The organism is Variovorax sp. KBW07 (assembly GCF_003852515.1).
Taxonomy (GTDB): Bacteria; Pseudomonadota; Gammaproteobacteria; order Burkholderiales; family Burkholderiaceae_C; genus Variovorax.
The window spans coordinates 16,604-29,614 of sequence record NZ_QAJK01000088.1; the positions used below are offsets into that span (position 1 = coordinate 16,604).

Sequence of the window (13,011 nt, forward strand, 5' to 3'; positions counted from 1 at the left end):
CCTCTAGCGTCCTGCCGCGGGTGACGGTGGGGGCGACGGCAGGGGCATCTGCACGGAAGCGCTGCCCTGGCCTTGCGTGACGACGATGTCGACCCGGCGATTTCTGGCGCGCCCTGCCGCCGTTGCACTCTCGGCGATCGGCATGGTGTCGCCGCGCCCTTCCGTTCGCATGCGCGATGGCACCACGCCCTTGTCGAGCAGCACGGCGGCTGCGGCGGCCGCGCGCTTCTCGCTCAGAACCTGGTTGTCGGGGAACTCGCGGGTCTTGATCGGCTGGTTGTCCGAATGGCCCGTGACCTGCACGGTGCCAGAGACCTGGTTGATCTCGTTGGCCACTTTGGCCAGCACGGGCAGGATCTTGGCGTTCAGCCGGGCCTGGCCCGGCACGAACATGTCGTCGCCCTTGAAGGTGACGGCACTCCGCCGGTCGTCTTCCTCCACGCTCACGGTGCCTCGTGCAATTTCGGGCGCCAGCAGTTCCTTCAAGCGCAAGGGCTTGATTGGCGGCGTGGGTGGAGGCCGCATCTGGCCGATCGCCGCAATGCGCTGCTCCACGTTGGCGCTCATTCGCAGCAGCTGATACTTGTACCAGGCGAACAGACCGAACAGGATCAATGCCAGCAGCGATGCCGTCACCCACACTGGCACGCTGCGCAGAAGACGAAACTTGCCAGCCCCCACGCCCTTCCAATGCGGGGACAGTTCCTGGGGCACATCGCCGCGCCCGGTGCCCAGCAAGGTGAACAGCCGATGGCGAACCGTCTCCAGTTGCCGCCGCCCGTTGGCTGCTGCGCTGAAGCGCCCTTCAAAGCCCAGCCCGAGAATCTGGTACATCAATTCGAGAAGATCGATGTGATCCTGCGGGCTCGCTGCCAGGCGGCCGACCAGAAGGAAGAACTTGTCGCCTCCCTTGGTGTCGCCATGGAACTTGGCAGCGAGTTGCTGGCCGGCCCAGATGCCGGCCTCCCCGCCCCTGGCACCACCCCACGTGGTGCTGTTGGCTGCCTCGTCGAGTGCTGTGCAGAGCGAATAGCTCGCGGCCACCACGTGTTCGTGCCTGATCTGCGCGCTGCTGCAGAGCGCCTGGAAACTCGCCACCTCGCGCTCCAGCAGGCGCAGGAGAACCGGCACGCCTGCCTCGCCGAGTGTTGCAGGCATGTCGGCCAGTGCGCGCAGCAAGGTTCCGGCTGCGTCGAGCAGGGGATTCTTCGCGGCGATCACGGCGGCCAGCCGCTCTTGCGCCGAGGGCTCCGAGATCAATCGGAAGCCGTGTGCCTGGTCTGCGGCTGCGGAGTCACCGCCCAGCGGCTCGACATGCGGCTCGCGGCGGCCGTCTTCGGACGCTTCGTCGGTTTTTTCTTTGTGGAGCATGGGAACGTCAAGAAAATCGATGGGCAAGGCGATGCGTCACTTCTCCCGCACTCCCCACAGTTCCATCCGCAGGCCCGGAAACTCTCCTGCCACGTGCAGGGCAAGTCCCCCGTGCTTCACCATGTGCTCCCAGAGCGGGCCGCGCGGGTCGATCTGGAAGTACACAAAGCCAGCATTGAAGGGAATCTGGCGCGGCGGCACCGGCAGCGCCTGCAATGGAATGCCCGGCAAGTGGGTGCGAATGAGTTCGGCGAGCCGGTCGCTGGGCCCCACCTTGCAGCGCGCGGGAAACTGGCTGGCCAGTTCATCGGGTGGCGCATGGGCAGCGACGGCGAACACCAGGCTGGAAAAGCCTTGCAACTCGGCGGGCTCGACACTTGCCACGCGCACGCCGTTGGCACGCTCGGCCAGGGGAATGCTCTGAGCACTACGCACCAGCACGTCATTGAGCAAGGCCTGCACGTCGCCCATCAATGCCCTGAAAGACAGATACGGGTCCAGGTGCTGGTAGGCCGGATGCGACGGGGGGCGACGCGTGCTGGCGCGCACGAACGTCGCGAGCTCTCCGCTCAAGGTGCGCAGCGCGGTGTAGAGCACTTCGGGCGAGGTCTCCCGAACGCGCAGCCAATGCTCCAACAGGGGCTCGTAGCGGTTGAGAATCTGGAGCAGCAGGAAGTCGGACACCTCGGCCGCCTCGCTCGACTTGCCATCGTTGCCGCTGAGCCGCCCCGCCAGCGACTGCGCGCGCAGCCGGCAAAGCCCGTGCAGATTGGTCACCCAGTCGGTGAGCAGAGGGCTTGCACCATAGCCGGCGACGGGTGGAATCAGATGGGGGTCGATGGCAATGCTGCCGTCGGAGCGCAGCACGGTGACCTTGGCGAGCGGAAGCCCTATCCAGGCATCGGTGAGCTCGCGTTGCGGCAGCAGGCGCAGCCGCAAGCGGGAAAGCTGCACTGTCTTCGGCCCCTGCCCGACCGAATTTGCATCGCGCAGTTCGGTGTCGAACACCGAGAAGCGTGCCAGCGATGCCGTGGACGCGAGCGCATCGTCGAAAGTCGTTTCCTCACCATTGGGCGTGCGGATGGGCACCGCGAGGTGAATGACCTGTTCCAGATGCTCCGGCAGGATGGTGAGCGGTGCGGGCGGCAGGGTCTGACCAGGCGCATCGAAAGGCGTGCCGTCGGAAAAGATGCCGGCGGCGCTGGCAAGCACCAGCTTGCCCAGGGACAGCGACTCCATGTCGATGCTGTAGTGATTGAAGCCCCAGTAGAAAGGGCTGAGCGATGCCGTGCGCTTGTGCGCGAGATGCTCGAGGTAGCGCTCCTGCTGCTGAAACAGCTGCGGGCGCAGGAAGAGCCCTTCGCTCCAGGCGACTTTGTTGTACCAGCTCATGGAATCGATCGTTTGCTTGCGCGCCGTGGGTTCATTTGAGGGGAGTGAGCTGGATGCCCTTGACCTGAAGGTCGATCTGCAACTTCACTTTGTTGGCCGGCATGACGGAGCGATACCAGGCGACTTCGGGCGCCGGGTCGATCTTTTGCACGGCACGCCAATCGGCTTGCGCCAGATCGCGGTAGCCCGCGACGATGCCGATGGCCGCGAGGTCGGGATGCGACTTGCGGCGGATGGTCTTGACGTCGCCCGGCCGCAGGATGAATTCGTCTCGAACAAGCAGGTCGCTGCCGATCAGTGCCTTGTCGTTGTTGTAGATCGAGAAGTAGTCGGCCGCTTCAAAAGTGCCCTCGGACTTGAGTTCGTAGACACGCACCAGGATTGGCGCCGCCCTGCCCTTGTCATCCGGGTTCACGTCGGCTCCCGCGGTGATGGTGATGTCGAGCTTGGTCTGCTCCCTCGGGTACGAGAACTGGGCATGCGACGACGGTGCAACGGCCAGCATGAGCAGAAGACAAGGCACGGCACTCGATGGCAACGCGCATCGCAGAGCCGCGATCCATCGAAGACCGGACACGGGGAAAGGCATGGTGAGCAGAGAAGGTTTTCGATCGACGGGATCAACCAGGGGCACGCGATGCACCTTCATGCATCGCGTGTCCCTGGGTCGATGGAGATCAAGACTCCTTGTTGCCCTTGATGTCGTAGCCGGCGGTGACTGCGCCGCCGCTGCCGCCCTGTGCGTTCTGCACCGAGTACTCCTGCTTGATCTTCGAGAACGAGAGGCTGATGCGTTCCTTGACACGCATTTCGTCGGAGTTCGATCCGAAGGGCTGAATGGCAGTGATGATCACGTCGGTGAACGTGAACTTGAGGTACTCAAGCGGATCGCCGCCGGCCTTGCGAACGGTGAGCTTGGCTTCCTGCACATGCTTGCCCGTCAGGCAGTACTTCATCAGGTTCGGGCTGGAGCGATCGACATAGTGCTCGAACTCCAGGTCTTCCACCGTAGCCTTGCCGGCGCCGCCGCCGGAACCGGCATGCATGGAAGACTCTTGCGCAGCTTTCCAATTGAAAGACAGCACTTCGATTTCATTCTTGTGAGCAGAGTCCTGCGACTCGCCTTCGATACCTGCAAGCTTCAGAAAGATGTCTTGTGACATGGGAATACTCCTTGGTTGAGGGGAAAAGTTGCCCGGGCATTCAGCGCGGGCGTGTGAAGAAACAAAAAACGTCTTACTTGCACGTCATCGAGATACGGGGCGCTTCCTCATTCGGACGGGGTGAGTAAATAACCGTGCATTGCTTCAACTCGTCCGGAAGCTTCCGAGACAAATGAATGACGCCATCCCCGTACAGGCAATCCAGCCAATAACCGTGGTGCGGTGCAGTGCCATCCTCCAAGTAGCTGGTCTCATAGCGGACGCCGCGTCGGACATCGCTGTCGGGCTTGATCTGCGCTTTGTCGTTGGGTGGACCATAGGAAAATCCCGCGTCCCAGAGGGGAAGCTCCCGAGGCTCGATGACGGCTGCCCAACCCGCCGGCACATTGACCAGCCTGGCCGGATCGATGCAGGCATCTCCAACACAAGGCGGCTTGTAGTGGTACCACTCGGGCAGGTCGACCCGGCTTGCCGCAGAGAACTGGACTTGCGCCGGACAAAACTCCGGCTGCCGTACAGGGGAGGCGCCCAGGCATGCACCTGTCACGCTCCAGGCGGTCACCATTGCCGCAAAAGAAAACCGTCCTTGGGGCATGGCTGGCCTACTCGATCACCGAGAACGCATCGGCGTTGTCGCTGGGCGTGAGGTAGTGGCCCTTTTTATCCTTACCGCGGAAAGGAATCATTCGTTGAGAGACGTGTGTTTTGTTTTTCTTGTTCCATTGATCCATGACCGCAATACCGGCTGCGCTTTGGCTCAGATACAGCGCGGCATGGTTTCCGTGCGCATGGCTTGGGTACTTGCCATCGACGAAGGTGGCGATGGCCGTGCCTCGGGCAAGCGTCAAACTCCCCCTGACCGAGGCCCCTTCGCGCCATGCGGAGGTGTGAGGTGCTCCGGCCTTGATTTGAACCAGGGCAACGCACTGGTGCGAGCCAAGCAGCGGGGAATCCTCCAGTTCGTCGACCAATGTGTAAACGTAAGCCATCAGGCAGCTTCCTTCAGCGCCGGCAGCTTCGCCACCAGCCGCAGCGAGACGGTCAGCCCCTCAAGCTGGAAATGCGGACGAAGAAAGAACTTGGCGCTGTAGTAGCCCGGATTGCCTTCGACGTCTTCGACCACGACTTCGGCCGCGGCGAGTGGGCGGCGGGCCTTGGTTTCCTGCGACGAGTTCGCGGGGTCTGCATCGACGTAATGCATGATCCATTCGTTGAGCCAGCGCTGCATGTCGTCGCGCTCCTTGAACGAGCCGATCTTGTCGCGCACGATGCACTTGAGGTAGTGCGCAAAACGGGTGCTGGCAAACAGGTACGGCAGCCGGGCCGACAGGTTGGCGTTGGCCGTGGCATCGGGGTCCATGTACTCCTGCGGCTTCTGCACCGACTGCGCGCCAATGAAGGCCGCATGGTCGGTGTTCTTGCGGTGCACCAGGGGAATCAGGCCGGCCTTGGCGAGCTCGGCTTCACGGCGGTCGGAGATCGCGATCTCGGTCGGGCACTTCATGTCGAAGCCGCCGTCGTCGGTCGGGAAGGTGTGGCACGGCAGGTTCTCGACCGTGCCGCCCGACTCCACGCCGCGGATCATGGTGCACCAGCCGTAGAGCTTGAAGCTGCGGTTGATATTGACGGCCATGGCGTAGGCCGCGTTGCTCCACACGTAGTTGCGATGGTCTGCGCCTTCGGTTTCCTCTTCGAAGTCGAATTCGTCAACCGGATTTGTCTTTGCGCCGTAAGGCAGGCGCGAGAGAAAGCGCGGCATTGCCAGCCCCACGTAGCGCGAGTCTTCGGTGCTGCGCAGCGAATTCCAGGGCGCGTGCTCGAGGTTCGAGGTGATCTTTGCAAGGTCGCGCGGATTCGCGAGTTCCTGCCACGATTCCATGCCGAGCAGCGACGGAGCCGAGCCGGCGATGAAGGGCGCGTGCGATGCGGCGGACACCTTGGCGATGGCACCGAGCAACTCGACGTCGGGCGGCGTATGGTCGAAGTAGTAGTCGGCCACGAGACAACCATAGGGTTCGCCACCGAGCTGGCCGTACTCTTCTTCGTAGATGCGCTTGAAGATGGGGCTCTGGTCCCACGCGATGCCCTTGTGGCGGCGCAGCGTGCGGCGCATCTCGTCCTTGGACACGTCCATGAAACGGATCTTGAGCTTCTCGTCCGTCTCGGTGTTGTAGACCAGGTGGTGCATGCCGCGCCATGCCGACTCGACCTTCTGGAACTCGTCCTTGTGCAGCACGAGGTTGATCTGCTCCGACAGCTTGCGGTCGATCTCGGCAATGATGGCTTCGATGCTGCTGTAGGCATCGTCGGTCATGGTCGCGGCATTGACGAGCGCCTGTTCGGCGAGCGTGCGAACGGCCGCTTCGACGGCTTCGCGCGCCTCGTCGGTCTTGGGCTTGAATTCCTTGTCCAGGAGGGAAGCGAAGTCGGAGGGGTTGGCGTATTGCGCCGGCTCTGGCGCGTGGCGCACGGGGTCGCTGGTGGTGTTCATCTGCAGTTCCTTGCGAAGGGTTTCAGGCGGTCAGGTCGGCGGTGGGCGCAGCGCTGTCGGTCGAGACGCGCGGCTTGGGTGCCTGCGCCAGCGACTTCATGAGTGCGGGGTCTTGCAGGAGCTTGTTGACAAGGCCTTCGGCGCCCGCCTTGCCATCCATGTACGTCTGGAGATTGGCAAGCTGGGTGCGGGCCTCGAGCAGGCGGCTGAGCGGCTCGACCTTGCGGGCCACTGCCGCCGGAGAGAAGTCTTCGATGCTCTCGAAGGTGATGTCGACCATGAGCTGGCCCTGCCCCGTCAGGGTGTTGGGCACCGCGAACGCAACGCGCGGCTGGATGGCCTTCATGCGTTCGTCGAAGTTGTCGATGTCGATGTCGAGGAACTTGCGCTCGGCGACCGGCGGCAAGGCCAGGGCCGGCTTGCCGGAAAGATCGGACAACACGCCCATGACGAACGGAAGTTCGATCTTCTTTTCCGAACCATAGATTTCCACGTCGTACTCGATCTGCACGCGTGGCGCCCGATTGCGGGCGATGAACTTCTGACTGCTGTTGTTGTTGATGGTCATGAAAACTCCCTGCTGAAAAAACGACAAAACGAGAGCCCGATGTCACTGCCGGGACGGGCGTGGCGGCTCCGGGGGAATCAGGCGTATTCGGTGTGGCAGACGATGGCGCCTCCTCCTTGCAAGTCCTGGCTTGTGGCGCCACGGGCATCCACGTCGACGGACATCCGGGTGATCTTTCGTTTTTGCTGGAGCGCGCCGAGCCACTCGCCCGACAAGACCGGCAACAGGCTCTGCTCGATGAAACCGATCAAGCGCCGAGCGCCGGTTTCGTGGGTGCCGCACCGTTCGATGACGCGCCCCACCAATGACGGCGTGTAGCGCAGATCGATGTCGTGCTGCGCCTTCATGCGGCGGACCACACGGTCCAGATGCAGGGAAACGATGCGGCCCAATACCTCCGCGCCCAACGGGAGATACGGCACGATGGACAGGCGCCCCAGAAACGCTGCGGGAAAGACCTGCCGCAAGAGCGGCTGCAATGCTTCACGCAGGGCCTCGACCTCGGGAATCAGCGCCGGGTCGTCGCAAAGATTCGCGATGAGTTCCGAGCCCGTGTTGCTGGTCAGCAGGATTGTGGTGTTGCGAAAGTCGATATGGCGGCCTTCGCCGTCTTCCATCCACCCCTTGTCGAACACCTGGTAGAAAAGTTCGTGGACGTCCGGGTGGGCCTTTTCGATCTCGTCAAGGAGGATCACGCTGTAGGGCTTGCGGCGCACGGCTTCCGTCAACACCCCGCCCTCTCCATAGCCCACGTAGCCCGGAGGTGATCCCTTCAGGGTCGAGACGGTATGCGGCTCCTGGAACTCGCTCATGTTGACGGTGATGAGGTTTTGCTCACCGCCATACATCGCCTCGGCCAGTGCCAGCGCGGTTTCGGTCTTGCCGACACCCGATGGCCCCACCAGCAGGAACACGCCAACCGGCTTGTCCGGGTCGGCAAGACGCGCGCGTGCAATCTGGACCCGTTCGGCGATGGCGGCGAGCGCGTGGGGCTGGCCGATGACGCGCTCGTTCAGCGTGGATTGAAGGCCGAAGATGGCCGCAACCTCGTCCGTCACCATGCGCCCGACAGGAATGCCCGTCCAGTCCGCAACGATGGCTGCGACCACCGCTTCATCGACCTGGGGAAAGATCAGCGGCGCCTCTTGCTGGCGTGCCGAAAGCGCCTGCTCCAGGGCGACCAGCTGCGCCGAAGGCGATGTGCCCTCGGCGCAGCCCGCCTCTTCTTCGCTTCCTCTTCCTCTCTCCCCCTCATGCATCCTGAGCTCATGAATCTGCTGGACCACCGCCAGTTCTTCGCGCCATTTGATTTCGTGCGTGGCCAGTTCAGCCCGTGCGTTGTCCCGCCCCAGGGTTGCGGCTTCGGCGCGCTTCGACCGTGCATCGCTGCCTTGCGCAACCACCCGCTCCAGCGCCAGCAGCTCGAGCTCCACATCGAGTGCGGCAATACGCTGGCGAAGCTGCTCGACCACCGGAGGTGGCGTATGCAATGACATGGCAACGCGTGCACAGGCGGTATCGAGCAGGCTGATTGCCTTGTCGGGCAACTGTCGCGCCGGAATGTAGCGATGGGACAGCGTCACGGCAGCGCGTACCGCTTCGTCGAGAACGGTCACGCCGTGGTGCTCGGCAAAGGTGGCGACCAGGCCGCGCACCATCTCGATGGCCGAAGCCTCTTCGGGCTCCGCGATGTGCAGTGTCTGGAAACGCCGGGTCAACGCCGGATCTTTCTCGATATGGCGCTTGTATTCGCTCCAGGTGGTCGCCCCCACGGTGCGCAAGGTGCCGCGCGCAAGGGCGGGCTTGAGCAGATTCGCAGCGTCGCCCGTGCCGGCCGATCCGCCCGCGCCGACCAGGGTGTGCACCTCGTCGATGAAGAGAATGACAGGCTGAATTGACTTGCCCGCTTCTTCGAGCAGCGACTTCAGGCGCGACTCGAACTCGCCCCGCATGCTGGCACCGGCGAGCAGCGCGCCGACATCGAGGCTCAGCAGGCGCGCATCCTTGAGGTTCGGCGGCACCTCGCCATCGGCGATTGCCAGGGCGAGCCCCTCGACCACCGCGGTCTTGCCCACGCCGGCCTCGCCTGTGAGCAGAGGGTTGTTCTGCCGCCGGCGCAGCAGGATGTCGACCATGGTGCGAATTTCGTGTTCACGCCCGATGACCGGATCGATCTGCCCGCTGCGCGCGCGTTCGGTCAGGTCGGTGCAGTACCTGGCCAGCGCGGATTTGTGATCGGATTGGTCGCCGATGGCGCCGCTGGCCTCTCCTGGCACGGCGGGCGTCAGGCCGGAACCATCGTGCGGCCCCTCCCCCTCTTCAGGCGAGCCGGCGACGATCTGGCCGATGGTGTCTGTCAGCTGGTCCGCGGGAATCCGCTGGAACGACGGCGAGATGCCGAGCAGCACGCGCCGCAACTCAGGCGTCTGCACCAGCGCTGCGAGCAACCAGCCGCTGCGCACACAGCGATCACCGAATTCAAGACTGGACAACACCCAGGCGCGCTCGACGGCCACTTCGATGTGATGCGAAAAATCGACCAGCGACGTCGCACCCGAAGGCAAGCCGGACAAGGCAACCGCCAAGTCTTTCTCGATGGCCTGCGAATCGATCTTGTAGTGGCGGCAGATGCGGTGCAGATCACTGTCGTTGAGCTGCCAGAGCTGATGGATCCAGTGCGTCAGCTCGACGTACGGGTTGCCCCTGAGCCTCGCAAAGGCTGTCGCGGACTCGATGCCGCGAAACAAAGTGAGATCGAGCTTGCCGAACAGCGCCCGCCTGGAAATCGTCATGCAACGATCTCGCGTGCGACGCGAAGCATCGCTTGCCCGGCGGCATTGCTGCACGCCACGCACTCCGACATGACGCCGGCCTTTGCGGTTTTCTTGCCCACTCAAACACTCCCTGTGCCTTCTTGAATGGGCGCGATTCTGGGGGGCTAGTGCCGCCGTGCGGCAAGCACAGTTTCAACCAATAGTTAACCCGGAAAAGCAGGCAATTGATCTGTGCAGTTTGTCCAATAGCAATCTCATTAATGAAAACCAAAGAGTTATTTTCATTAATTTCCATGCCTGATGCGGCCAAGAAAAAAGCCCTCGAATTCCTTTCGGAAGTTCAAGGGCTCGATGCTCGGCGTCAAGAAGACGCCGGCGGTGACATTTACATGTGGTCGATCATGACCTGGCCGAAGCCCGAACAGCTCACCTGCGTCGCGCCTTCCATCAGGCGTGCGAAGTCATAGGTGACCTTCTTGCTGGCAATCGACTTCTTCATTGAGCTGATGATCAGGTCGGCCGCTTCGGTCCAGCCCATGTGGCGCAGCATCATTTCGGCCGAGAGGATTTCGGAGCCCGGGTTCACGTAGTCCTTGCCCGCGTACTTGGGCGCCGTGCCATGCGTGGCTTCGAACATGGCGACGGTGTCGCTCAGGTTCGCACCCGGGGCAATGCCGATGCCGCCCACTTGCGCGGCCAGCGCATCGGACACGTAGTCGCCATTCAGGTTCAGCGTGGCGATCACGCTGTACTCGGCGGGGCGCAGAAGAATCTGCTGAAGGAACGCATCGGCGATGCTGTCCTTGACAGTGATTTCCTTGCCCGTCTTCGGGTTCTTGAACTTCATCCACGGGCCGCCGTCGATCAGCTCGGCGCCGAATTCCTTGGCCGCGAGGTTGTAAGCCCAGTCACGGAAGCCACCTTCGGTGAACTTCATGATGTTGCCCTTGTGCACGATGGTCACGCTGGGCTTGTCGTTGTCGATGGCGTACTGGAACGCCTTGCGCACGAGGCGCTCGGTGCCTTCGATCGACACGGGCTTGACGCCGATGCCCGAGGTGTTCGGGAAGCGGATCTTCTTGACGCCCAGTTCGTCCTGCAGGAACTTGATGAGCTTCTTGGCCTTGTCGCTCTCGGCTTCGAACTCGATGCCGGCGTAGATGTCTTCCGAGTTCTCGCGGAAGATGACCATGTTGGTCTTTTGCGGCTCACGCACGGGGCTGGGCACGCCCTCGAAGTACTGGATGGGGCGCAGGCAGACATAAAGGTCGAGTTCCTGGCGCAGCGCGACGTTCAGCGAGCGAATGCCACCGCCGACGGGCGTGGTGAGCGGGCCCTTGATGGAGACCACGTAGTCGCGCACGGCGTGCAGGGTTTCCTCGGGGAGCCAGACGTCGGGGCCATAGACCTTGGTCGACTTTTCGCCGGCGTAGACCTCCATCCAGTGAATCTTCTTCTTGCCGCCGTAGGCCTTGGCCACTGCGGCATCCACCACCTTCAGCATCACCGGGGTGATGTCCAGCCCGGTCCCGTCGCCTTCGATGAAGGGGATGATCGGCTGGTCCGGCACATTCAGCGAGTTGTCGGCGTTGACCGTGATCTTCTGGCCTTCGGCCGGGACTTTGATGTGCTGGTAGCTGGACATGAGGGGGGATGGCTCCGGGAGTGGCGTTATTTTGACGACTGTCAGCGAATTCAGACACGATGGGAATCGCTTGTACAGCCCGCGAACAAATCGCTGTACATTTTAGACGCAACCCATCAGCGGGCGTTTGTCAACCATAGGGCCAATGGCCTCGTTAGTGGCTGACCTTCTGCTCGCCGGGAGGCGTTTCCAACCAATTCTCGATAGAGGAATCATCAATGAGCAAAATTCTCGCAGTCATGATCGCTGGCCTGTTCGCCGCTGGCGCTTACGCCCAAAACCCGGCCGGCACGACGCCCGAACAAGGGAACGCCACCAACAGCAAGTCGCAGCAACGCGCTGAAGCCAAGAAGGCTGCCAAGCCCGCTGGCCAAGTGGCTCCTGCTGCTGGCGACATCGCCAAGACGCCCGAAGGCGGCGCCATCGGTGCCGACAAGGCTGCTGCTTCTGGCGAAAAGCGCGCCAGCACCCGCGACCAACGTCGTCGCAACAAGGACGGCAGCGTGAAGCGCAAGGCGACCCAAGGTGGTACGCCCGACATGCCAGGCGCCAAGTAAGTCGGCCTGACCCTCAAAAAAAGAGCGCTCTTCGGAGCGCTCTTTTTTTTCGTTCGCGACGGCTGGAACATTGTCAACCGCGGCAAGCGGCCTCCGTTGAATGTCTACCTTCCGCAGGGAGGGCTATCCAAATCAACGAATTTCAAAGGATTTCTCATGAACAAGCTGCTCGCAGTCCTGATCGCCGGTCTCTTCTCTGCCGGTGCCTTCGCTCAACAAGCCGAACCCACCACCGCAGCGCCCGCTGCCGCTCCCAAGGTTGCCAAGCACACGGCCAAGAAGCACGTTGCAGCCAAGAAGCACAAGGTTCGCCACGTCGCCAAGGCCCACACGGCCGCCGCCAAGAAGGTGTAAGCTTTCCTGCTCACCGGCAATGCCCGCTTCAGCGGGCATTTTTATTGGTAACGGGCAAGGCCATGACCCCGCCCTGAAAGAAGAGTTGTTCGATGTTCCAGCGTCTCGCCGCCCTGCTCCTGCTGTCCGCGTCTTTCGTGATGCCGTCGCATGCCCAGCAGCCGCAACAACAACCCCAGACCGACCTGCAGCGCACGCAGCTGTCGGTCGGCCTGTACAAGCTCGACGTGCAGATTGCGCAAACGCCGCTGCAACGAGAAATCGGCCTGATGTTCCGCAAGGAAATGCCGCAGGCCGAAGGCATGATCTTCGTGTTCGAGCAACCCGCAACGCAGTGCTTCTGGATGCGCAATACGATCCTGCCGCTGACCGCCGCCTTCGTGGCCGACGACGGCCGCATCGTCAACCTGGTCGACATGCAGCCCATGACCGAGAACTCGCACTGCTCCCTCGAGCCGGTGCGCTACGTCCTTGAAATGAACCAGGGCTGGTTCGCCAAGAAGAACATCAAGAAGGGCGCGAAGCTGGGCGGCGAGTTGTTCTCGGCCACCAAGCGCTGAGCATCTGCTGCCTGAAGCCCACAAAAAAGCCGACCCCGAGGTCGGCTTTTTCTATGGAGAAACTGGAGAAGCCTGGCTTCAGCCGAAGTTCTTGGCGACGAAGTCCCAGTTGACGAGCTTGGCCAGGAAGGTCTCG

At 62.5% G+C, this 13,011-nt stretch carries 13 protein-coding genes; 3 read left to right on the forward strand and 10 right to left on the reverse strand.

Features of this window, described 5'->3' with window-relative positions; all coding sequences use genetic code 11:
• Nucleotides 1-3: 3 nt before the first annotated feature.
• The 10 genes from tssL to icd form a co-directional block, all read right to left on the reverse strand.
• Complete coding sequence (gene tssL / locus DBV14_RS18500; protein ID WP_124460762.1) at nt 4-1,371, reverse strand: type VI secretion system protein TssL, long form; 1,368 nt, start codon at nt 1,369-1,371, stop codon at nt 4-6.
• A 36-nt stretch (nt 1,372-1,407) separates the two neighbouring features.
• Nucleotides 1,408-2,763 (reverse strand): type VI secretion system baseplate subunit TssK, encoded by a 1,356-nt coding sequence (gene tssK, locus DBV14_RS18505; protein ID WP_124460764.1) that lies wholly within the window; start codon nt 2,761-2,763, stop codon nt 1,408-1,410.
• Nucleotides 2,764-2,794: 31 nt separating this feature from the next.
• Nucleotides 2,795-3,286, reverse strand: a complete 492-nt coding sequence (gene tssJ, locus DBV14_RS18510) for a type VI secretion system lipoprotein TssJ (RefSeq protein ID WP_260397114.1) — start codon at nt 3,284-3,286, stop codon at nt 2,795-2,797.
• Nucleotides 3,287-3,440: 154 nt separating this feature from the next.
• Nucleotides 3,441-3,926 (reverse strand): type VI secretion system tube protein Hcp, encoded by a 486-nt coding sequence (locus DBV14_RS18515; RefSeq protein ID WP_124460766.1) that lies wholly within the window; start codon nt 3,924-3,926, stop codon nt 3,441-3,443.
• Nucleotides 3,927-3,999: 73 nt separating this feature from the next.
• On the reverse strand, nt 4,000-4,521 hold the full coding sequence (locus tag DBV14_RS18520) for an STY0301 family protein (protein ID WP_124460768.1): 522 nt from the start codon (nt 4,519-4,521) through the stop codon (nt 4,000-4,002).
• 7 nt (nt 4,522-4,528) lie between these two features.
• Nucleotides 4,529-4,915 carry a BPSL0067 family protein gene (locus tag DBV14_RS18525; protein ID WP_124460770.1) on the reverse strand — a complete coding sequence of 129 codons (387 nt, stop codon included), beginning with the start codon at nt 4,913-4,915 and terminating at the stop codon, nt 4,529-4,531.
• Nucleotides 4,915-6,417 carry a type VI secretion system contractile sheath large subunit gene (gene tssC, locus DBV14_RS18530; protein WP_124460771.1) on the reverse strand — a complete coding sequence of 501 codons (1,503 nt, stop codon included), beginning with the start codon at nt 6,415-6,417 and terminating at the stop codon, nt 4,915-4,917. Before tssC ends, DBV14_RS18525 begins: the two co-directional genes overlap by 1 nt.
• A gap of 22 nt (nt 6,418-6,439) precedes the next feature.
• Nucleotides 6,440-6,985 (reverse strand): type VI secretion system contractile sheath small subunit, encoded by a 546-nt coding sequence (gene tssB / locus DBV14_RS18535; protein ID WP_124460773.1) that lies wholly within the window; start codon nt 6,983-6,985, stop codon nt 6,440-6,442.
• Between the two features lie 77 nt (nt 6,986-7,062).
• Nucleotides 7,063-9,777 carry a type VI secretion system ATPase TssH gene (tssH, locus tag DBV14_RS18540; RefSeq protein WP_124460775.1) on the reverse strand — a complete coding sequence of 905 codons (2,715 nt, stop codon included), beginning with the start codon at nt 9,775-9,777 and terminating at the stop codon, nt 7,063-7,065.
• Between the two features lie 367 nt (nt 9,778-10,144).
• A complete protein-coding gene (icd, locus tag DBV14_RS18545) occupies nt 10,145-11,404 on the reverse strand; it encodes an NADP-dependent isocitrate dehydrogenase (protein WP_124460777.1) in 1,260 nt (419 codons plus the stop codon).
• Between the two features lie 218 nt (nt 11,405-11,622).
• Here icd and DBV14_RS18550 point away from each other — a divergent pair, with 218 nt between their 5' ends.
• From DBV14_RS18550 to DBV14_RS18560, 3 genes are all read left to right on the forward strand, one after another.
• The gene (locus tag DBV14_RS18550) at nt 11,623-11,961 is read left to right on the forward strand and encodes a cell envelope biogenesis protein TolA (RefSeq protein ID WP_124460780.1); all 339 of its coding nucleotides are present in this window, start codon (nt 11,623-11,625) and stop codon (nt 11,959-11,961) included.
• A gap of 156 nt (nt 11,962-12,117) precedes the next feature.
• Nucleotides 12,118-12,315: a hypothetical protein gene (locus tag DBV14_RS18555; protein ID WP_124460782.1), complete on the forward strand. Its 198-nt coding sequence runs from the start codon at nt 12,118-12,120 to the stop codon at nt 12,313-12,315.
• Nucleotides 12,316-12,407: 92 nt separating this feature from the next.
• Nucleotides 12,408-12,875 (forward strand): DUF192 domain-containing protein, encoded by a 468-nt coding sequence (locus tag DBV14_RS18560; RefSeq protein ID WP_124460784.1) that lies wholly within the window; start codon nt 12,408-12,410, stop codon nt 12,873-12,875.
• The last annotated feature ends 136 nt before the right edge of the window (nt 12,876-13,011 follow it).